This is a genomic window from Thiovibrio sp. JS02 (assembly GCF_053485635.1).
The window spans coordinates 320281-339908 of record NZ_CM130715.1; the positions used below are offsets into that span (position 1 = coordinate 320281).

Here is a 19628-nt window from a genome sequence, read left to right on the forward strand (position 1 = left end):
CCTTAATCAGGGAGAGCAGGTTATGTCATTCAAATTGGCGGAAACGGAATCGAGGGCAAGGATCAAGGTGTTCGGGGTCGGCGGCGGCGGCGGCAACGCGGTCAACACCATGGTCGACAGCAAAATTCTCGGCGTGGAATTCATCGCCGGCAACACCGATGTGCAGGCCCTGGACCAGTCCAAGGCGGACATCCGCCTGCAACTCGGAAAATCCGTAGCCAAGGGCCTGGGCGCCGGCGCCAACCCGGAACGGGGCCGGGAGGCGGCGGAGGAGAGCATCGAGGAAATCAGAAAACTGCTCAAGGACAGCGACATGGTCTTTGTCACCGCCGGCCTGGGCGGCGGCACCGGCACCGGCGGCGCTCCGGTGGTGGCCCGGGTCGCCAAGGAGATGGGCGCCCTGACCGTCGGCGTGGTGACCAAGCCCTTTGCCTTCGAGGGACGGGCCCGGATGAAGAATGCTGAGAACGGCTGGAAACAGCTCAAGGAGCATGTGGACACCATCATCACCATCCCCAACGACCGGCTCATCTCCCTGAGCCAGAAAGGCACCCGTTTCATCGACGGCATGAAGATGGCCGACGATGTCTTGGTGCAGGCGGTAAAAGGCATAACCGACCTCATCAATCTCCCCGGCTATATCAACCCCGACTTCGCCGATGTCCGCGCGATCATGAACGAAATGGGTCCCGCCCTCATGGGCGCCGGCTACGGCGTGGGCGACAACCGGGCGGTGGAAGCGGTCAATATGGCCATCAACAGCCCGCTTCTGCAGGACATCAGCATCGACGGCGCCCGCGGCGTGCTGGTCAACATCTCCGCCCGCCAGGATTCCCTGACCATGGCGGAAGTGACCGAAGCGACCACCAAGATTTACGAAGAGGTTCATGACGAGGCCAATATCATCCTGGGCGTCATCTTCGATGAAACCCTGGGGGAAGAGCTGCAGGTGACGGTTATCGCCACCGGCATCCGCGATGCTCTTGAAGAGGTCGAGGAGCTGCCGGAAAAGGTGCAGCTCGTCCAGAAGAAACGGGAAACCACCGCGCAGCCCCTTCCCTTTCGCAACAGATGCGGAAGAAGCAGCATGGAGCAAAGCGCCAAGGTGGTCAACGGCATCCATGATGCCTATGCCAGAAACATCCTGGGCGATCAGGATTATGAACGGCCCACCTTCCTGCGCCGGAATGAAAGCTGATGGCTCCGCGTCTCCCCCAAACACACGGAGCCATTCCCCGATGTCGGGGAACGGCAGGGCAACGCCCGTTCCAGTCGCGGGCGTCGTGATTGCCGCAACATTGGCAGCCCCTTGCCGGACCCAATACAGGCAAGGGGTTGTGCGAGAACGGCGGCAGAAAACAAAGCCATGGGCGCCATTGGCCGTCCCTTGTTGCCGGCGGCGTGTTTCGCGCGGCGCGGACAAGGTTGCGGCGGGGAATGATCGTTTCTTCGTCTCAGGATTGTGAACAGTGAACCTTGCCGCCCATACTGCCCCCAGCGAGGCTGGGAGCACTCCCTCGCTCCCCCGTTGCTGCCGGTAGCCATTTCACATTGCTGGCAGGTTTGATCCGGACACCATGCGCCAACGCCAACCTGCATCTCCCGATTATCTGGCCCAAGAAAAAGGCACCCACCGGAAAAAATGGAAAGGCCTGCTGCCGGTTGCCCTGCTTTTTCCGAACCGGTATGTACTGGGAAATGCCAATCTCGGTTTTCAGCTGGTCTATTCCCTGCTCAACACCCTGCCGGGTGTGGTCTGCGAACGGTTCTTCCATGAGGGGGGGCAGCCGCCGCTTTCCCTGGAGTCCAACCGTCCCCTGCGGGATTTTCCGATCCTCCTGTGCTCGCTGAGCTTTGAGCAGGATTTTCCCAACCTGCTGGCCCTGCTCGCCGCGGGCGGGATCGAACCGTTGGCGGCGCACCGCTCCGCCGGGATGGCCACGTTTTGTCCCGGAGCACCGCTTGTCATCGGTGGCGGCGTCGCCTCCTTCATCAATCCGGAGCCGCTGGCCCCCTTTATCGATCTTTTTGTGGTGGGCGAGGCGGAACCGGTTCTGGCCGGACTCATGACTTTTTTGCTCGGGGAGATCAGGAGTGCCGAGCCGGAGGCCCTGCTGCGCGAAGTGGTGGAAAATTTTCCCGGCTGCTATGCACCCCGCTTTTATACCATGGTCCATGGTGAGGATGGGGTGCTGGAAAGGATTGAGGCGGCTCCGGGCGCGCCTGCCCGGGTGCGGCGCCTTTTTCTCGATGGCGGGAGCAGGGCGGCCCATTCCCAGCTGTTCTCTCCGGACATGGAATTCAGCAATATGTTCCTGGCCGAACTCGGTCGGGGCTGCAGCCGCGGCTGCAGATTCTGCGCGGCAGGCTTTGTCTACCGCCCCCCCCGCCTCTGGCAGGCGGATGCCATTCTTGCCGCCCTGCGGGAACGGCCGGAAGAGATCAAGCGCATCGGCCTGTTGGGAATGGAGATGGCGAAGAGTGAGGATCTGGGCCGCATTGCCGATTATCTGCTCAGCGAGGGTTGCGCCCTTTCCTTTTCCTCGCTGCGGGCCGACGCGATCAGCCCCGCGCTTTGCCTGCTCCTGCAGCGCAGCAATCTGAAGAGCGCCGCCATCGCTCCGGACGGCGGCTCGGAACGGTTGCGAAAGGTGATCAACAAGGGGATCAGCGAAGCGGATGTGCTTCTGGCCGCCGAGGCGTTGGTGCGGGCAGGGATCACCAATCTGAAGCTCTATTTCATGATCGGCTTGCCCGGCGAAACCGAGGAGGATATGCTGGAGTTGCTGGCTCTCACCGAAAAGGTGCGGCAAACCCTGTTGGCGGTGGGCAGGGCCAGGGGGAGGGTGAGCAATCTCACCCTGAGCGTCAACAGCTTTGTGCCAAAGGCCTGGACCCCCTTTCAGTTTCATCCTTTTGCACCGCCGGCGGAGTTGAAAAGCAAAATCAAAATCCTCAAAAAAGGGGTTGCCGCCATGGCCAATGCCCGCTTGTTCGTCGATCAACCCGGCATCGCCTATACGCAGGCGGTTTTAGCCCGCGGTGACCGGCGGGTGGGGCTGGCCCTCTATGCCATGCTTTTCGGGATGCGTAACTGGCGGCAGGCTCTGCGGGAACAGGGGCTGAGCGCGGAGGAGGTGGCCGGGCGGCAGCGTGGCCGTGAAGAGCTTTTCTGCTGGGAGGTGATCGACCACGGCATCGACCGGCGCTATCTTTGGGCGGAGTACGAAAAGGCGCTGGCGGAGCAATTGACCGTCGCCTGCGATCCCGCCAAATGCAGGCGTTGTGGAGTGTGCCATGGTTGAGGAGAGAAACGATACCCTTGATACGGCGACCATCGCCGGCATGAAGCCCTTTCGGCTGGTGAAGTTTTTTTCCTTCAGCGGCCTTACCGTATTTCTGGTCTTCACCCTGGTGCTTTCCTGGGTGATCTCAAACCACGCGAAAAAGGTTCTGCTCCAGCGGAGCGAGGCCTACGCCCTGGTGGTTGCCGAGAACATCAGCCATCAGGTGTTTCAGCAGTTTGTCCTGCCCACGATTTTGCGCTACGGCAAGATCGCCCTCAGAAATCCCCAGCAGTTCAACCGGTTGGATACCATTGTCCGCAACACCACCCACGGCATGCGCATTCAGTCGGTAACCATCTTCGACTCAAAGGAAAATATCATTTCCTACAGCACTGTCCCGGCGCGCATCGGCCGGACCGGAGAGGGTGGCAAGGAGTACAAGCAGGCCTTGAACGGGGAAAGCAACTCCGTGGTGCGTTCAACCGGTTCGCTCATCAACCTCCTGCCCGGGGCAAAGCCGATTTCCTCGCAGTTGAGCACCTTCATTCCTTTTCGCCAGTCCCAGCCCTTCAGCCAGAATCCCGACATGATCATGGGGGTGATCGAGGTGGTGCAGGATCTTTCCGAGGATTTCGAGGTGATTGTCCGGTTGCAGGGCTCCATCATTCTCACCTCGGTCCTGATCATGTCCGCCCTCTTCACGGTCTTAGGTTTCATCGTGGCCAGAGCGGAGCGGATCATTGAGGCACGGGCACGGGAGCGGCGCCGCCTTGAGCAGCAGCTCCACCAGAGCCAGCGCCTCGCCACCCTGGGGAAGATGGTGGCTTCCGTCTCCCATGAGATCAAAAATCCCCTGGGTATCGTGCGCAGCACCGCGGAGATTCTGGGCAAACGCCTGAAAAGCGTGGCGCCGGGCAACGAGCACCTGGCCAACATCATTGTCGAGGAAACCAGCAGGCTTGACGGCATCGTCCGGGAGTTTCTCGACTTTGCCCGCCCCCAGGAGCCGAAGCCCACGCCCGGCTCGCTCAACGAGTTGCTGGGCAAGATACTCAAGTTCATGGAACCTGAGCTGGAGCATGATAAAATCGTTCTGGAAACCGCGCTTGCCGAGGATCTGCCGAAGATCCCCTTTGACCACGACCTATTTTATCGGGCCTGCCTGAATATCTTGGTCAACAGCGTGCAGGCCATGCCGCAAGGGGGGAGGCTGAAGGTGACGACAAGCTATGACAGGCCAGCATCCGCGGTAAGAATCACCGTCAGCGACACCGGCGTGGGCATTGCCCCGGACAAGCTGGAGCATATTTTCACGCCCTTTTATACGGATAAGAACAGGGGCACCGGCCTTGGCCTGGCCATAGTCAAGAATATTATCGACAGCCACCGGGGAACCCTCGCGGTGGAGAGCAGGGAAGGGGAGGGCGCGACCTTTGCGATCACCCTCCCCGCGAAATAATCACTTCTTTTTTTCAGCCTTTTTCTTCATCTCGATGCTTTTTTGGAGCTGATCCCGTTCACGGCGCAGATCCTCGTAGGTCTCCATGGCGCGTTTCTCCATATCGCCCTGCTCCTGCTTGATCTGCTCGGCGCGTTCCTTGATCTTTTCCGCCTTGATTTTCAACTCGTTGGTCCCGAACATGGAGGAGGAAAGGTACTTGCAGGAGAATTTCATCAGGGCGATGTCGTCCTCCTTGATTTCCTTGAGAGTTTCCTCGTCCACCTCGTAAATGTTGAGAAATGAGCTGTTGAAGACGAAGTCGCGGAACTTGTCGAGATCCGTGCTGGCCATGAAGAACATCTTCTTGGCCGGTTCGCTCAAGGTGGCCTGCAGCCCGAAGGACTTGCGGCGCATGACGATTTCCATCCATTCCCGGTTCATCTCGTCGGATTCGTCTATGCCCTGGTCTTTGCGCCACTCACGGATGGTCTGGACATTTTCCTCCTCATGGCCCTTGCAGTGGGGTTCCTTGACCAGGAAGTAAAATTCTTCGGCGCCGGAGCCCTCGTTGCCGGCGGCATGAAAATAGGACATCCCCACCGGGTAGTAGCGACAGGTGGTGGGCCGATAGGGATAAATCGTGCATCCTTCTTCGGTGACAAAGGGACAGCGGCCATTTTCATCCAGGTGGATTTTAACGCCGGGAAGATCGGTTTTTTCAAGGTAGACGGGCGTGGTGAAGCGCAGGAGGAATTCATCGGCCGGCAGGTTGATGCCCCGGCGCATCCGGAGGATATCGTAAGGCGTCAGAATGATGTTGATATTGCCGCAGCAGGCGGTAAAACACGAAACTCCGGGATGGCAGCGGAATTTCAGCTTGCTGTCCGCGGCGAGCTTGGTCGGCAGGATATGGGTCGGGTTCTTGTCCGCGCCGAACATGGATTTGTCTATGGAAACGGATTGGGCTTTCTTTTTTGGATCACTCATCAGTAACTCCCGTGGGGAATAGCGTTTATCTAAGGGATTATGCGAAAAAAAATAAAAAATTATTACGCGTACTGAAAAATCAGGACCACAGTAATCACCGAAAAGCCATGTGTCAAATTCATTTGTGTGCCGGGGACAATAATGAAAAAGGAAGGGCTTGGAACAGGAGGGGTCTTCTGGCCGCCAAAAGCTGAAATCGTCCGCCAAAAAAATAAAAAACACCATCCCGCAAGGGCAGTCCGCCAGAAGATTTGTAGGACATTGCCCGCCATGTTTTTTTCTTGACATTTATCAGGTGAGAAATTATACAGACCAATGTTCTGAAAACTGAGTGGCTCTTCAGTTTTGTGTGGAGGACCCTTCGGAACTCCGCGTCGCTGCATGATTATGTGGTCAAGAAAGACAGGCAAATCAATCGTTTGTCGCTCTTTAAAAATATTTATATACCGATGGTCTCTGGAATCTTTACATGCAGCCGGAAGATGTGATGCCGGTGTGGGTGTGAAAGTCGGGCGGCTATCAAAGTAATAAGGTAAATGCGGACTTCGGGGAATCGAAGTCCGGAAAATTCAATCCAATTGAGGAGGTTAGTGAATGCCAAGTTACGTAGATCCTTCCAAATGTGACGGCTGCAAGGGCGGTGACAAGACTGCCTGCATGTACATCTGCCCCAACGACCTGATGGTCTTGAACAAAGAGGAGATGAGGGCCTACAACCAGGAGCCCGATGCATGCTGGGAATGTTACTCTTGCGTAAAGATCTGTCCGCAGGGCGCAATCGCTGTTCGCGGTTACAACGACTTCGTTCCCATGGGCGGCATGGTTCATCCGATGCGGAGCTCCGATTCCATCATGTGGACCGTCAAGTTCCGTAACGGCAACATGAAGCGTTTCAAGTTCCCCATCCGGACCACCGCTGAGGGTGCTGCCAATGCCTATGTTGGTCAGAAAGGCGCCAATCTCGACGACGAGTGCCTGCTGCTTGAGACCGAGCTGAAGAAGCCGACCATGCTTGCCAAGTAAGTTTTTGGATAACTGAATTCAACAAATTTCTTTATAGGAGATTAAGTTATGGCATTACCTAATAAGCCGCTGGGCGAACTGCCCGCCGTTGCTAATCCCGAGGTTGTTGAGCACGATGTCGATGTTCTGATCATCGGTGGTGGTATGGCTGCATGTGGTACCGCTTTCGAAATCAAGAAATGGGCTCCCGCCGACCTGAAGATCAAGCTGGTTGACAAGGCTTCCATGGAGCGTTCCGGTGCTGTTGCTCAGGGTCTTTCCGCCATCAACACCTACATCGGCGAGAACCCCATCGAGAACTACGTGAAAATGGTTCGTAACGACCTGATGGGCGTTGTCCGTGAAGACCTCATCTACGATCTCGGCCGTCACGTTGACGAGTCTGTTAAGCTTTTCGAAGAGTGGGGCCTGCCCATCTGGAAGAAAGACGCAGATGGCGAGAACCTTGACGGTTCCAAGCCCGCCCCGACCCTGCGTCAGGGTGGCGTTCCGGTTCGTACCGGTAAGTGGCAGATCATGATCAACGGTGAGTCCTACAAGTGCATCGTTGCCGAGCCTGCCAAAACCGCGCTCGGCGAGGAGAACATCCTTGAGCGCGTTTTCATTGTAAAGCTGATCCTCGACAAGAACAAGGCCAACCAGATCGCTGGTGCCGTTGGTTTCTCCACCCGTGAGAACAAGGTTCACGTTTTCCGTTGCAAGACCGCACTCTGCGCTTGCGGTGGTGCTGTAAACATCTTCCGTCCCCGGTCCACCGGTGAGGGTAAGGGCCGTGCCTGGTACCCGGTATGGAACGCTGGTTCCACCTACACCATGTGTGCACAGGTTGGCGCCACCCTGACCATGATGGAAAACCGCTTCACCCCGGCTCGTTTCAAAGACGGTTACGGCCCGGTTGGCGCTTGGTTCCTTCTCTTCAAGGCCAAAGTACAGAACGGCCTTGGTGAGTTCTACGCCAACAGCGATGCAGTGAAGGACGAACTCTCCAAGTTCATGCCTTACGGTCAGTCTGCGGTTACCCCGACCTGTCTGCGTAACCACCTGATGCTGAACGAGCTCAAGGCTGGTCGCGGCCCGATCTACATGGCCACCGACGTAGCCCTGAACGCCTTCCTGGATGATCGTCGTGCCAAGGGCATGGACGAGAAGTCCGTACAGAAGTTCTGGAAGCATCTCGAGTCCGAGGCATGGGAAGACTTCCTCGATATGTCCGTTGGTCAGGCCGGTCTCTGGGCAGGCATGAACATCGAGCCCGAGAAGGTTGGTTCCGAGATCATGCCGACCGAACCGTACATGCTGGGCAGCCACTCCGGTTGCTGTGGTATCTGGACCTCCGGCCCGAACGAGGACTGGGTTCCGACCGTAGACGGTCCCCGTAGCCATCAGTACAAGTGGGGCTACAACCGCATGACCACCGTTGACGGTCTGTTCACCGCAGGTGACGGCGTTGGCGCTTCCGGTCATAAGTTCTCCTCCGGTTCTCATGCCGAGGGTCGTATTGTTGCCAAGCAGATGGTTAAATTCTGCCGTGACAACGCTTCCTTCAAGCCCGAGCTGCCGAAGTCCGCTCAGGAGTATGCTGACGAAGTATACGCTCCGGTTAAGCGCTACCTCGAGCACGTTGGCAAGACCACCGCTGCCGACGTTAACCCCAACTACTGCAAGCCCGCTGGTCTGATGATGCGCCTGATGAAGGCCACCGACGAGTACGGCGGCGGTGTTGCCACCTACTACATGACCTCTGGCAAGCTGCTCAACATCTGCCTGGATCTTCTCCGCATGCTGCGCGAAGACGCCGAGCTGATGGCTGCCGGCGACCTGCACGAGCTGATGCGCGCCTGGGAGAACTACCATCGTATCTGGTGTGTAGAGACCCATATCCGTCACATCGAGTTCCGTAAAGAATCCCGTTACCCGGGCTTCTACTACCGCTCTGACTTCCCGACCTGTGACGATGCCAACTGGAAGGCCTTTGTTAACTCCACCTTTAATCCTGCAACCCAGGAGTGGAAGTGCGAAAAGGTCAACTGCATCAACATCGTTGAGACCGAGCCGTGGATCTAAGCTGTTCCCGGTAACAGTCATAATGGTTAAACAAATCTCCAGGCACCTTACCGGTGCCTGGAGATTTTTCTATGCGCTGCAGACCGGTTTTTTTGGTTGAGTTGACCAAGCGTTCATGGTATTGGCTGGCCCATTGACCCAAAAGAATTACTTTGCACCATAAATAAATTTTACACAAATGGAGGAGAGGCATGACAGACGAACGCAGCGCACCCGCAGGTGCTGTACTTGTCGTTGGCGGTGGCATAAGCGGGCTTACGGCCGCCTTGGAAGCCGCTGAGGTCGGAAAAGACGTTTTTCTGGTTGAAAAGAATCCCTACTTGGGTGGCCGGGTCGCGCAACTGAACCAGTACTTCCCGAAGCTTTGTCCCCCGAGCTGTGGCCTGGAGATCAACTTCCAGCGCATCAAAAACAATCGCCGTGTCCGCGTCTACACCATGACCGAGGTGAAGAGCGTTTCCGGCGCTGCTGGCAACTATCAGGTTACCCTGAGCAGCAGGCCGCGATATATCAACAACAACTGTACTGCCTGTGGCGCCTGTGCCGATGCCTGCGCCGACGAGCGTGCCAATGACTTCAACTTCGGCATGAACAAGAGCAAGGCCGTCTACAAGCCGCACGATATGGCTTTCCCCATGAAGTATGTGCTGGACAAGGACTCCTGCAGCGCAGCCGGACTTGCCGCCATCAAGGATGCCTGCAAATACGACGCTGTTGATCTTGACATGCAGGGCAAGGAATTCACCCTGGATGTCAGCGCCATTGTCTGGGCGACCGGCTGGAATCCCTATGACCCGGCCAAGATGACCAATCTCAAGTACGGGTCAAGCCCTGCCATCATCACCAATATGATGATGGAGCGCCTCGCCGCCCCCAACGGTCCCACCGGCGGCAAGATCCTGCGCCCCGGCGACGACAAGGAACCCGCAAGTTTTGCCTTTGTGCAGTGCGCTGGTTCACGTGACGAGAATCATCTTGAATATTGTTCCTATATCTGCTGCATGGCCTCCATGAAGCAGATCAACTATATCCGCGCCCAGTATCCCGAGGCAAAGATCACCGTATTCTACATCGATCTGCGCACCCCGGGCAAATATGAGAAGTTTCGTGAGAAGCTCATGGCCGATGCCAACATCAAATGGGTCAAGGGCAAGGTTGCCGACATCATCGCAGATGCGGATGGCGGCGTGACCGTGGTGGCGGAAAATGCAGTGACCGGAGAAAAGGTACAGGAAAAGGTCGATATGGCCATCCTGGCCACCGGCATGGAGCCTGCGGCCAAGGCCCAGGCTGCGGCGCTTGGACTGTCGGTTGATAACAATGGATTCATTATGGCCTCTGCCGATGGTGGCATGGTTTCCGCCGGCTGTGCCAAGAAGGCGGCCGATGTAGTCACTTGCGGCCAGAGTGCGACAGCAGCAGCCATGAAAGCTCTTCAAGCGTCCAGGAGGTAAGGTTAATGAGCAAGAAATTAGGTGCATACATCTGCACAGGTTGTGGTATAGGAGACGCTCTCGACATCGAGAGCCTGATCGGCGCGGCCAAAGAGCAGGGTCTAGCAGCGAAGACCCATGAGGCTTTCTGCGCAGCGGCCGGCCGCGAAATAATCGAGAACGACATCAACAACGATGGCGTGAACACCATTGTTGTTTGCGCCTGTTCTCCCCGTGTCATGAAGGATGAGTTCAATTTTGGCGACGACAAGTATGTGACCCGCGCCAATATCCGTGAAGGCGTAGCCTGGTCCGCCGGGGACACCTCCGATGCGAAGGTGAAGGAATTCGCCAGCGAGAAGGCGCAGGACTATGTGCGCATGGCCTGTGTGCAGGCAAAAAAAGGCGATGTGCCCGATCCTTACAAGCTTGAAACCATCAACCGCAAGATCCTGGTCATGGGTGGTGGTATCGCCGGTATGACCGCGGCCATGGAAGCTTCCAAGGCCGGGTATTCGGTGACCATCATTGAAGCCCAGGACAAGTTGGGCGGCAAGGCCAACGGCTGGCGCAAGCAGTTCCCGACCAAGGCGCCTTGGGCCGACCTTGAGGAACCCACTGTTGGCGAGATGGTAAACGCGGTGCAGGCTGATGCCAACATTACCGTCAAGACCTCCATCGAGGTTGCCCGTATTGCCGGCGCGCCTGGCGACTACAAGGTAACTCTGAAGGCTGCCGGCACCAAAACCGAATGGGACGCCCCGAAAAAAGTTGGCGTTGACGAGCAGGACAAAATTGCCAAAGGCCAGATGGAAGATCCCAATGCAGGCCTCAAGCCCTATATGGCCGCCGATCCGGACGCCGAGGCCTTCGGCGCGGTTGTTCTTGCCACTGGTTGGAATCCCGCCGATGTTTCAGAATTCGAGCATCTCGGCTACGGGAAGTTGAAAAACGTTGTCACCAACGCCGAGTTTGAAAAGCTTGCCAAGACCGGCAAGGTGCCCGCCAAGGTAGCCTTCATTCAGAGCCCGGGCGCGGCCGAGCATGACAGGGATTTCCCTTACTGTAACTCCGTAACCAGCATGGTTGCTCTGAAGCAGGCACGCTATGTACGTGAGGACAACGCCGAGGGTAAAGCCTATATCCTGTATCAGCACATGCGTACCCCCGGCAACATGGAGATGTTCTACAAAGGTGCCCAGAACGACGACGGTATCTTCCTGACCAAGGCGACGGTAACCCAGGTTGCGGAAGCCGGTTCCGGTCTTGCCGTTGAGCTGAAAGACACCCTGCTCAACGAGGATATGACCATCAACGTCGACATGGTTGTCCTTGCCGCCGGCATGGTCCCCACCACCTCCGACAAGCCGACCATCAATCTGGCCTATCGTCAGGGACCGGCCTTCCTTGATCTCGAACTGTTCGACGGTTACGCGGATTCCCACTTCATCTGCTTCCCGTACGAAACCCGCCGTACCGGCGTTTACGCCTGCGGTGGCGTACGCAAGGCCATGAACATGGAAGAGACCATTGATGACGCTTGCGGCGCGGCACTGAAGGCGATTCAGTCCATCGAGTCCGCGGATCGCGGCGTTGCCGTGCATCCCCGTTCCGGTGACGGCACCTATCCGGAGTTCTTCTTCCAGCGTTGCACCCAGTGCAAGCGCTGCACGGAAGAGTGCCCCTTCGGCGCCCTGGATGATGATGAGAAGGGGACACCGAAACCGAACCCGACCCGTTGCCGCCGTTGCGGTACCTGCATGGGTGCCTGTCCTGAGCGTATCATCGGTTTTAAGAACTACAACATCGATCAGGTCGGTTCCATGGTGAAGAGCATCGAGGTTCCGGATGACGATGAGGACAAGCTCCGTATCGTTGTCTTTGCCTGCGAGAATGATGCCTATCCGGCCATGGACATGGCGGCCATGCGCAAGCTGGCCCAGAACGCTCTTATCCGTGTCGTTTCTGTGCGCTGTCTTGGCTCGGTGAACATGGCCTGGATCAAGGACGCCCTCTCCTCCGGTATGGACGGCGCGCTTCTCCTTGGCTGCAAGTTCGGTGACGACTACCAGTGTCATTTTGTCAAGGGCAGCGAACTTGCCGACCGTCGTATGGCGAACATCGGCGAAACCCTCGGCAGTCTCGGCCTTGAGCCCGAGCGTTGCGGGGTGCGCCAGGTAGCAATCAACGAGTACCACAAGGTCGACGAGATCATCAACGAGTTCGTCGAGTCCATCGTGGCGCTCGGCCCGAACCCCTTCAAGGGATTCTGATCGTTTTTTCTGAAGGATGAATCGCTCAGCAGACCGGAGTATGGTCTGCTGAGCGATTATTTGATAGAAGGAAGTCCGGGCGGCATTGAGTCCCCGGTCCATGAAGGCTGACTTTTGAGGGAGAATACTGGAGGCATATTATGGCTGAAGGAATGAGGGTTGAACCTGATTTGGAGTTTATAAAGTACTTGAAGGGCGCGGGCGGCGATACGCTGAAGAAGTGTTATCAGTGTGCCACCTGCTCTGTTGTTTGTCCCCTGTCCGGTGATAAGAAGCCCTTCCCGCGGAAGGAGATGATCTGGGCCCAGTGGGGAATGAAGGACCGCTTGGTTGCCGACCCTGATGTCATGCTTTGCCATCAGTGTGGTGACTGCACCGCTTACTGTCCGCGCGGCGCTAAACCCGGCGATGTGCTCGGCGCCATCCGCGCCTATGCCTATACCCATTACGGTTTCCCCTCCGGACTTGCCAAACTGGTGAGCCAGGGCAAGAATCTGCCGTTGTTGATCGCAATGCCGGCCCTGCTTATTCTTGCCGTCTGGTGGCTTTCCGGTGGTATGCATCTTCCCGCCGCCGATGCCATCGATTTCGGCAACTTCTTTGGCCATGGGTACTTCATGGGACTGACCCAGAATGTGTTGATCATCGACGCAATCTTCGTTCCCGCTTTTGCCTTTGCCGTGTTTGCCGCCTACAAGGGCGTTTCCAATATGTGGAACGACATGGCGGCCAAGCTGGATGTGAAGAGCGAGTTCCGGCCTTCCGTGCCGCAGTTCGTCGCGGAATTCCTCGTTCCGTCCGTAAAGGAGATTCTGGCCCACAAGCGGTTTAAGGAGTGCGGTGCCAACCTGAACAGGGTGAACGGTCATCTGCCCCTGCTTCTTTCCTTTATCGGTCTGTTCATCGTCACCGGCTATGCCATGGTGAAAAAGGATATCATCGGCATGTTTGTGCCGGGCATGCATGGTCCGCTGCCGCTTTATGATCCCTTCAAGCTTCTGGCGAACATCAGCGCCATCGCCCTGATCGTCGGCGTCGGTATCCTGTGGATGAACCGGGCCCGGATGGAAGAGGAGAACAATGCCACCCCGACCTTTTATGACTGGTTCCTGATCGTGAAGATCATGACCGTGGGCGTGACCGGTCTTTCCGCCGAGCTGACCCGTCTGATCGGGATCCCCGTTCTGGCCTACTTGTTCTACTACATGCATCTGGTTGCTGTTCTGATGCTCTTCCTCTATATGCCGTACTCCAAGTTTGCCCACATGGTATACCGCACCTTTGCCATGGCGTTTGAGAAGTACCGCGAGAGTGGATTTGCAAAAAAAGCCGAATAATCAGGCGATTGTTTTCTTCATCAGGCACCCTGTCTTTCCGGCGGGGTGCCTGATGTTTTTTTAGTGCTGGTGTTGACAAGTCGGTCAAAAAAAAAGTTGATCTTTCGTGACGAAACGATTAGTATTGCCCGTCTCATCAAGCTGGCGTAGCTCAACTGGTAGAGCAGCTGATTTGTAATCAGCAGGTTGCGGGTTCGAGTCCCATCGCCAGCTCCACCGATGCGGGTTGATCGGTACTGGATGTTGCACGATGGAGAGCGGCGTTGCGCGGCTCTTTATATTATATAGTGATATGAGTGGAGGGGTTCCCGAGCGGCCAAAGGGAACAGACTGTAAATCTGTCGGCAATGCCTTCGGAGGTTCGAATCCTCCCCCCTCCACCACCTTTTTCAGGTGGGAAAACGGTAGACGGTCACGCTGTTGCCGGCTTGTTCCTGCTTTATGGATCTGCTTAAAGAGTAGAGGCGGGAATAGCTCAATTGGTAGAGCATCAGCCTTCCAAGCTGAGGGTTGCGGGTTCGAGACCCGTTTCCCGCTCCAACTGGTATTTTATGATGCCGATCTCAGCCGCGGGCTGGGGGGCTGGTTTCTTTTTTGTTTGGACTGTTGGTTTGCCCACGTAACTCAGTAGGTAGAGTACTTCCTTGGTAAGGAAGAAGTCACCGGTTCGAATCCGGTCGTGGGCTCCAGTTTTTTTGATACCTTCAAACATGATTTGGTTGGCTTAGGACGTTGCAACCATCGAGAAATCCGGGCTGAGGAGAAAGGACATGGCAAAAGAGAAATTTGAGCGCAAGAAACCGCACGTTAATATTGGAACGATTGGTCACATCGACCATGGCAAGACCACGTTGACATCTGCCATTACCCGTGTACTGGCGACCAAGGGTTTCGCGAATGCGACCGCATTTGACGAGATCGACAAGGCTCCGGAAGAGAAAGAGCGCGGTATCACCATTGCCACCGCCCATGTTGAGTACGAATCCAACAAGCGTCACTATGCGCACGTTGACTGCCCGGGCCACGCCGACTACATCAAGAACATGATCACCGGCGCGGCGCAGATGGACGGCGCCATTCTGGTGGTTGCGGCCACCGACGGGCCGATGCCCCAGACCCGTGAGCACATCCTGCTTGCCCGTCAGGTGGGCGTGCCGGCCATCGTGGTTTTCATGAACAAGTGCGACATGGTTGACGATCCCGAGCTGATCGAGCTTGTTGACATGGAGCTTCGCGAGCTTCTGAGCAAGTACAATTTCCCGGGGGACGATACCCCGATCATCCAGGGCAGCGCCCTGAAGGCCCTTGAGAATCCCGAGGATGAGGCTGCGGCCAAGTGCATCTGGGACCTGATGGAGGCCTGTGACAACTTCATTCCCGAGCCTGAGCGCGATATCGACAAGCCGTTTTTGATGCCTGTCGAGGACGTGTTCTCCATCTCCGGTCGCGGCACGGTTGCCACCGGCCGAATCGAGCGCGGCAAGATCAAGGTTGGCGAGGAAATCGAAATCGTCGGCATCCGGGAGACCGCCAAGACCACGGTCACCGGTGTGGAGATGTTCCGCAAGCTTCTGGATGAAGGCCTTGCCGGCGACAACGTAGGCGTGCTGCTGCGTGGCACCAAGCGTGAGGAGATCGAGCGCGGGCAGGTTCTTGCCAAGCCGGGTTCCATCACGCCGCATGTGAAGTTCATGGCGGAAGCGTACATCCTTTCCAAGGAGGAGGGTGGTCGTCACACCCCGTTCTTCAACGGCTACCGGCCGCAGTTTTACTTCCGGACCACTGACGTGACCGGAGTGGTGAATCTGCAGGAAGGTGTGGAGATGGTAATGCCCGGCGACAACGTGACCATCGAGGCGCAGCTGATCACCCCGATCGCCATGGCGGAGGGGCTTCGTTTCGCGATCCGCGAAGGCGGCCGTACGGTGGGCGCCGGCGTTATCAACAAGATCATTGAATAAAGAGAAGTTAATACTCAGATCGAGTGAAGGGTAAGTTAGATGCGAGATATTATTACTCTGGGATGCCAGACCTGTAAAAGGCGTAATTACACAACGACCAAGAACAAGCGCTCCACGCCAAACAAGCTTGAGTTCAAGAAATACTGCCCCTTTTGCAAGTCGCATACTCCGCATAAGGAAACAAAATAAGTTTTAGGCCAGTAGCTCTAATTGGTAGAGCATCGGACTCCAAATCCGAGGGCTGGGGGTTCGAGTCCCTCCTGGCCTGCCAAATATATGGAACCTGATTACTTCGCCCCCTTTATTCTTGTGGATGGGGCGAAGTAATTGTTTTTGAAATTGGATAGATCGCGTCGCCTTATTGGGTGCGCCTGGGACAGGGAAGAGACGATCATCATGGCAGAGAACGAGGACCGGTCAAGCAAGGGAAAGAAGGCTGCTGGCAAGGATGTTGAGCAAGCCTCTGGTTTCCAGGTGAGCCGGATAAATGAATTTGCCACCGAAGTAAAAACAGAATTCGGCAAGATCGTTTGGCCGGCCAAAAAACAGACTATTGGTTCCACGGCTGTCGTCGTGGTGCTGGTAATGATAATCTCCTTCTATCTCGGCGCCGTTGACCTGGTCCTGGGGAAGATTATCGGATTGGTTTTGCGGTAAAGCACCAGCTTGGGTCTGGAGATAACAGCAATATGGCACGTCACTGGTATATATTACACACATACTCCGGCTTTGAAGAGCAGGTGAAGAACGCCATGCTCGAGCGTATCAAGACTGCCGGGCAGGATGACCTTTTTGGTGAGATCCTCGTTCCCACCGAACAGGTTGTGGAGATGGTGAAGGGGGCGAAAAAGACCTCTTCGCGCAAGTTTTTTCCCGGCTATATCCTGGTCAATGTGGATCTCAATGACGAGACCTGGCACACGGTGCGCGGGACTCCCAAGGTTACCGGATTTGTCGGCAACGACATGAGTCCGGATCCTCTCTCCGATGAAGACGCCATGAAGATCATCGGCAGAATCAAGGATGGCGCCTTAAAGCCCAAGCCCAAGGTTTCCTTTGAGCAGGGGGATGTGGTTCGGGTCATTGACGGGCCTTTTTCCAATTTTCAGGGCGTTGTTGACGAGGTTTTTCCCGACAAGGGTCGGGTGCGGGTGCTGGTTTCCATTTTCGGCAGGGAAACCCCTGTTGAGTTGGAATATATACAGGTAAGCAAGGGGTAATTTTTTCCGCTTTGCGCGCTGTGTTGCCATGAGGCGGAGCGGATTTCATAATGAGTGATTCAGCTACAATTAAGTTATCGGACAGCATGATCCTCTGATATGCAGAGAACGAGAATGCGACAGCATGCCGAGATGCAGGAGTTATAACAATGGCAAAAAAAATTGAAGGGTACATAAAATTACAGATTCCGGCGGGCAAAGCAAATCCGTCACCCCCGGTCGGTCCGGCCCTTGGTCAGCGCGGCGTCAATATCATGGAGTTTTGCAAGGCGTTCAACGCAAAGACCCAAGGTGAGGGAGATACCATCATCCCCGTTGTTATCACGGTGTATGCGGATCGTTCCTTTTCCTTTGTGACCAAGACCCCGCCCGCTTCCACCTTGCTTTTTAAGGCATGCAACCTGGGCAAGGGGTCAAGCAATCCCAAGAAGGATCGCGTCGCCAAAATTACTCGCGATAAGATCAAGGAGATTGCCGAGCGTAAGCTGCCTGACCTCAATGCATATGATGTGGATGCTGCCATCCGCATCATTGAGGGCACAGCCCGGAGTTGCGGTATTACTGTTGTGGATTGATGCCAAGGTTATTTATATCCTGCGTTGATGAAGGGTTAATTTAACGAAGCACTGCAGATGTGATAAGGCTTTAAAGTTTGGAGAGTGCCATGTCAAAAATAGGCAAACAATATAAAAACAGTGTGGCGCAGCGTGATCCTTTGAAGGTGTACACCTTGGAGGAAGCTGTAGATCTGGCCCTGAAAGCCAAGTTCGCAAAGTTCGACGAGTCGGTTGATCTGGCCTTGAATCTTGGTGTTGATCCGAGGCATGCCGATCAGATGGTGCGGAGCAGCGTTGTGCTGCCCAACGGCACCGGAAAAACCGAGCGCGTCCTGGTTTTCGCCAAAGGCGAAAAAGTCCAGGAGGCACTAGACGCGGGTGCTGATTATGCCGGCGGCGACGAGTATCTGGCAAAAATTCAGGGAGGCTGGTTGGAGTTCGACCGCACCATCGCCACTCCCGACATGATGGGTACCGTCGGCAAGATCGGTAAGATACTCGGCCCCAGAAACCTGATGCCCAACGCCAAACTTGGCACCGTCACCTTTGATGTCGGCCGGGTTGTCAAGGAGATCAAATCCGGTAAGGTCGATTTCAAGGTGGATAAGGCGGGCGTACTGCATTGCATGATCGGCAAGTCATCCTTTGGCTCGGAAAAACTGAAAGAGAATATCCTTGCCTTCGTGGACAAGGTGATTCAGCTTAAGCCCTCTTCCAGCAAGGGTATTTACCTGCAGGCCGTGCATCTTTCCACCACCATGGGTCCGGGCATCAAACTTGATCCCATGGAGCTCAGGGTGTTGTGTAAGCACGCCTAAGAGATTCGCGTTGATCACTGCCGCTGGGCGGTGTTTTATATATACAATTTGTTGCAGCAGTTAAGTCGTCAAAGACAGTGGGCACCATTGGTTTAATCGGGATTTTTCAGGATCTGCTCTGAATGCCCCGGCCTGCCGAGGCGAAATGTCATTGCTCATTGCAGTGTCGTAATAATGAGAAGTCGCCCATCGTGATGGAGATTCCTCGTTCGTCTTTTTCCCTTCGACCTCGACTGCTTCTAGTTAACCCAAAATCTGTTTGTTGAAAGGAGGTAGAGGATTTGAATCGAGACGAAAAGGTTGCGATAGTGGAGGAGCTTTCAAGCAGGCTGGCCACGGCCAAGCTTGCTGTTGTCTCTGATTATCGTGGTCTGACCGTACCTGTCATCTCTCAGCTCCGCCGTGAACTCAAGCAGAGTAACGCCGACATCCGGGTCGCCAAGAACACATTGTTGCGCTTGGCCATCAAGGGAACGCCCTTCGAGCCCATGGCTCCGTATCTTGAAGGGACAACGGCTGTAACTTTTGCGGATGTGGATCCGGTGGCACCGGCTAAAGTTTTGGTTGATTTCGTAAAGAGCAATCCGAAACTTGAAATCAAGTCGGCCGTGTTGGATGGCAAGCTGCTTACGGCAGACGATCTGACGGCATTGTCCAAGCTGCCTGGCAAAGATCAGCTGCGCGCACAACTGCTTGCGGTTATGCTGGCAGTACCGACCAGCTTTGTCCGGGTACTCAGTGCTGTGCCGCAGAAGGCTCTGTACGCCCTGCAGGCAATCAAAGACAAAAAAAGCGACAATTAACCCCTGATCAAGTTAAGTTTTTAGGAGGATATAGCAATGGCTGTGACCAAACAAGATGTTATTGATTTTATTTCCAACATGACCGTTCTTGAGCTTTCCGAGCTCATCAAGGAGCTTGAAGATAAATTCGGCGTATCCGCTGCCGCTCCCGTTGCCATGGCCGTAGCTCCGGCCGGCGGTGGCGAGGCTGCTGCCGCTGCTGAAGAGAAGACCGAATTCAACGTTATCCTTGTTACCGCAGGCGACAAGAAGATCGGCGTGATCAAAGAGGTTCGCGCAATCACCGGTCTTGGCCTCAAGGAAGCCAAGGATCTGGTCGAGGGCGCTCCCAACCCGATCAAGGAAGGCGTTTCCAAAGATGAAGCCGCCGACATCAAGGCCAAGGTTGAAGCCGCTGGCGGTACCGTCGAGATCAAGTAGTCTG

General features: G+C 55.8%; 18 protein-coding genes and 5 tRNA genes. 21 read left to right on the top strand and 2 right to left on the bottom strand.

The window, feature by feature from the left end; all coding sequences use genetic code 11:
- The first annotated feature begins 22 nt into the window (after positions 1-22).
- The 3 genes from ftsZ to ACUUL3_RS01525 all read left to right on the top strand — a co-directional run bounded on the left by ftsZ (position 23) and on the right by ACUUL3_RS01525 (position 4746).
- Complete coding sequence (ftsZ, locus tag ACUUL3_RS01515) at positions 23-1198, top strand: cell division protein FtsZ (protein ID WP_448553926.1); 1176 nt, start codon at positions 23-25, stop codon at positions 1196-1198.
- 379 nt (positions 1199-1577) lie between these two features.
- A complete protein-coding gene (locus tag ACUUL3_RS01520; RefSeq protein ID WP_448553928.1) occupies positions 1578-3305 on the top strand; it encodes a radical SAM protein in 1728 nt (575 codons plus the stop codon).
- Positions 3298-4746, top strand: a complete 1449-nt coding sequence (locus tag ACUUL3_RS01525; RefSeq protein WP_448553930.1) for a two-component system sensor histidine kinase NtrB — start codon at positions 3298-3300, stop codon at positions 4744-4746. Before ACUUL3_RS01520 ends, ACUUL3_RS01525 begins: the two co-directional genes overlap by 8 nt.
- Here ACUUL3_RS01525 and ACUUL3_RS01530 read toward each other — a convergent pair whose 3' ends face one another.
- Positions 4747-5715 carry a YkgJ family cysteine cluster protein gene (locus ACUUL3_RS01530; protein ID WP_448553932.1) on the bottom strand — a complete coding sequence of 323 codons (969 nt, stop codon included), beginning with the start codon at positions 5713-5715 and terminating at the stop codon, positions 4747-4749.
- Positions 5716-5777: 62 nt separating this feature from the next.
- Positions 5778-5987, bottom strand: coding sequence for a hypothetical protein (locus ACUUL3_RS01535; RefSeq protein ID WP_448553934.1), 210 nt, complete (start codon positions 5985-5987; stop codon positions 5778-5780).
- A gap of 322 nt (positions 5988-6309) precedes the next feature.
- Here ACUUL3_RS01535 and aprB point away from each other — a divergent pair, with 322 nt between their 5' ends.
- The 18 genes from aprB (at position 6310) to rplL (ending at position 19624) form a co-directional block, all read left to right on the top strand.
- Positions 6310-6738: an adenylyl-sulfate reductase subunit beta gene (gene aprB / locus ACUUL3_RS01540; RefSeq protein ID WP_448553936.1), complete on the top strand. Its 429-nt coding sequence runs from the start codon at positions 6310-6312 to the stop codon at positions 6736-6738.
- A gap of 48 nt (positions 6739-6786) precedes the next feature.
- Positions 6787-8802, top strand: a complete 2016-nt coding sequence (aprA, locus tag ACUUL3_RS01545; protein WP_448553938.1) for an adenylyl-sulfate reductase subunit alpha — start codon at positions 6787-6789, stop codon at positions 8800-8802.
- 191 nt (positions 8803-8993) lie between these two features.
- Positions 8994-10256 (top strand): CoB--CoM heterodisulfide reductase iron-sulfur subunit A family protein, encoded by a 1263-nt coding sequence (locus ACUUL3_RS01550; RefSeq protein WP_448553940.1) that lies wholly within the window; start codon positions 8994-8996, stop codon positions 10254-10256.
- 5 nt (positions 10257-10261) lie between these two features.
- The gene (locus tag ACUUL3_RS01555; RefSeq protein ID WP_448553942.1) at positions 10262-12508 is read left to right on the top strand and encodes an FAD-dependent oxidoreductase; all 2247 of its coding nucleotides are present in this window, start codon (positions 10262-10264) and stop codon (positions 12506-12508) included.
- A gap of 152 nt (positions 12509-12660) precedes the next feature.
- Positions 12661-13845, top strand: coding sequence for a quinone-interacting membrane-bound oxidoreductase complex subunit QmoC (gene qmoC, locus ACUUL3_RS01560; protein ID WP_448556407.1), 1185 nt, complete (start codon positions 12661-12663; stop codon positions 13843-13845).
- Positions 13846-13985: 140 nt separating this feature from the next.
- Positions 13986-14061 (top strand) — tRNA-Thr (locus ACUUL3_RS01565).
- 82 nt (positions 14062-14143) lie between these two features.
- Positions 14144-14228, top strand: a tRNA-Tyr gene (locus tag ACUUL3_RS01570).
- A gap of 81 nt (positions 14229-14309) precedes the next feature.
- Positions 14310-14385: transfer RNA gene (locus tag ACUUL3_RS01575), tRNA-Gly, on the top strand.
- A gap of 73 nt (positions 14386-14458) precedes the next feature.
- Positions 14459-14534 (top strand) — tRNA-Thr (locus ACUUL3_RS01580).
- Positions 14535-14615: 81 nt separating this feature from the next.
- A complete protein-coding gene (gene tuf / locus ACUUL3_RS01585; RefSeq protein WP_448553944.1) occupies positions 14616-15806 on the top strand; it encodes an elongation factor Tu in 1191 nt (396 codons plus the stop codon).
- Between the two features lie 39 nt (positions 15807-15845).
- The gene (gene rpmG, locus ACUUL3_RS01590; protein WP_448553946.1) at positions 15846-15995 is read left to right on the top strand and encodes a 50S ribosomal protein L33; all 150 of its coding nucleotides are present in this window, start codon (positions 15846-15848) and stop codon (positions 15993-15995) included.
- Between the two features lie 5 nt (positions 15996-16000).
- Positions 16001-16077: transfer RNA gene (locus tag ACUUL3_RS01595), tRNA-Trp, on the top strand.
- 125 nt (positions 16078-16202) lie between these two features.
- A complete protein-coding gene (secE, locus tag ACUUL3_RS01600) occupies positions 16203-16463 on the top strand; it encodes a preprotein translocase subunit SecE (RefSeq protein WP_448553948.1) in 261 nt (86 codons plus the stop codon).
- A 32-nt stretch (positions 16464-16495) separates the two neighbouring features.
- A complete protein-coding gene (nusG, locus tag ACUUL3_RS01605) occupies positions 16496-17026 on the top strand; it encodes a transcription termination/antitermination protein NusG (protein ID WP_448553950.1) in 531 nt (176 codons plus the stop codon).
- Positions 17027-17175: 149 nt separating this feature from the next.
- Positions 17176-17601 (top strand): 50S ribosomal protein L11, encoded by a 426-nt coding sequence (rplK, locus tag ACUUL3_RS01610; RefSeq protein ID WP_448553951.1) that lies wholly within the window; start codon positions 17176-17178, stop codon positions 17599-17601.
- 89 nt (positions 17602-17690) lie between these two features.
- Entirely contained in the window at positions 17691-18401 is a 711-nt protein-coding gene (gene rplA / locus ACUUL3_RS01615; protein WP_448553953.1) for a 50S ribosomal protein L1, read from the top strand.
- Positions 18402-18682: 281 nt separating this feature from the next.
- Complete coding sequence (rplJ, locus tag ACUUL3_RS01620; protein ID WP_448553955.1) at positions 18683-19204, top strand: 50S ribosomal protein L10; 522 nt, start codon at positions 18683-18685, stop codon at positions 19202-19204.
- Between the two features lie 36 nt (positions 19205-19240).
- Positions 19241-19624, top strand: coding sequence for a 50S ribosomal protein L7/L12 (rplL, locus tag ACUUL3_RS01625; protein ID WP_448553957.1), 384 nt, complete (start codon positions 19241-19243; stop codon positions 19622-19624).
- Positions 19625-19628 lie beyond the last annotated feature (4 nt).

Coding starts and splice junctions, on each gene's coding strand:
- ftsZ (WP_448553926.1), top strand. CDS start 23: ATGTCATTCAAATTGGCGGAAACGGAATCGAGGGCAAGGATCAAGGTG.
- ACUUL3_RS01520 (WP_448553928.1), top strand. CDS start 1,578: ATGCGCCAACGCCAACCTGCATCTCCCGATTATCTGGCCCAAGAAAAA.
- ACUUL3_RS01525 (WP_448553930.1), top strand. CDS start 3,298: ATGGTTGAGGAGAGAAACGATACCCTTGATACGGCGACCATCGCCGGC.
- ACUUL3_RS01530 (WP_448553932.1), bottom strand. CDS start 5,715: ATGAGTGATCCAAAAAAGAAAGCCCAATCCGTTTCCATAGACAAATCC.
- ACUUL3_RS01535 (WP_448553934.1), bottom strand. CDS start 5,987: ATGGCGGGCAATGTCCTACAAATCTTCTGGCGGACTGCCCTTGCGGGA.
- aprB (WP_448553936.1), top strand. CDS start 6,310: ATGCCAAGTTACGTAGATCCTTCCAAATGTGACGGCTGCAAGGGCGGT.
- aprA (WP_448553938.1), top strand. CDS start 6,787: ATGGCATTACCTAATAAGCCGCTGGGCGAACTGCCCGCCGTTGCTAAT.
- ACUUL3_RS01550 (WP_448553940.1), top strand. CDS start 8,994: ATGACAGACGAACGCAGCGCACCCGCAGGTGCTGTACTTGTCGTTGGC.
- ACUUL3_RS01555 (WP_448553942.1), top strand. CDS start 10,262: ATGAGCAAGAAATTAGGTGCATACATCTGCACAGGTTGTGGTATAGGA.
- qmoC (WP_448556407.1), top strand. CDS start 12,661: ATGAGGGTTGAACCTGATTTGGAGTTTATAAAGTACTTGAAGGGCGCG.
- tuf (WP_448553944.1), top strand. CDS start 14,616: ATGGCAAAAGAGAAATTTGAGCGCAAGAAACCGCACGTTAATATTGGA.
- rpmG (WP_448553946.1), top strand. CDS start 15,846: ATGCGAGATATTATTACTCTGGGATGCCAGACCTGTAAAAGGCGTAAT.
- secE (WP_448553948.1), top strand. CDS start 16,203: ATGGCAGAGAACGAGGACCGGTCAAGCAAGGGAAAGAAGGCTGCTGGC.
- nusG (WP_448553950.1), top strand. CDS start 16,496: ATGGCACGTCACTGGTATATATTACACACATACTCCGGCTTTGAAGAG.
- rplK (WP_448553951.1), top strand. CDS start 17,176: ATGGCAAAAAAAATTGAAGGGTACATAAAATTACAGATTCCGGCGGGC.
- rplA (WP_448553953.1), top strand. CDS start 17,691: ATGTCAAAAATAGGCAAACAATATAAAAACAGTGTGGCGCAGCGTGAT.
- rplL (WP_448553957.1), top strand. CDS start 19,241: ATGGCTGTGACCAAACAAGATGTTATTGATTTTATTTCCAACATGACC.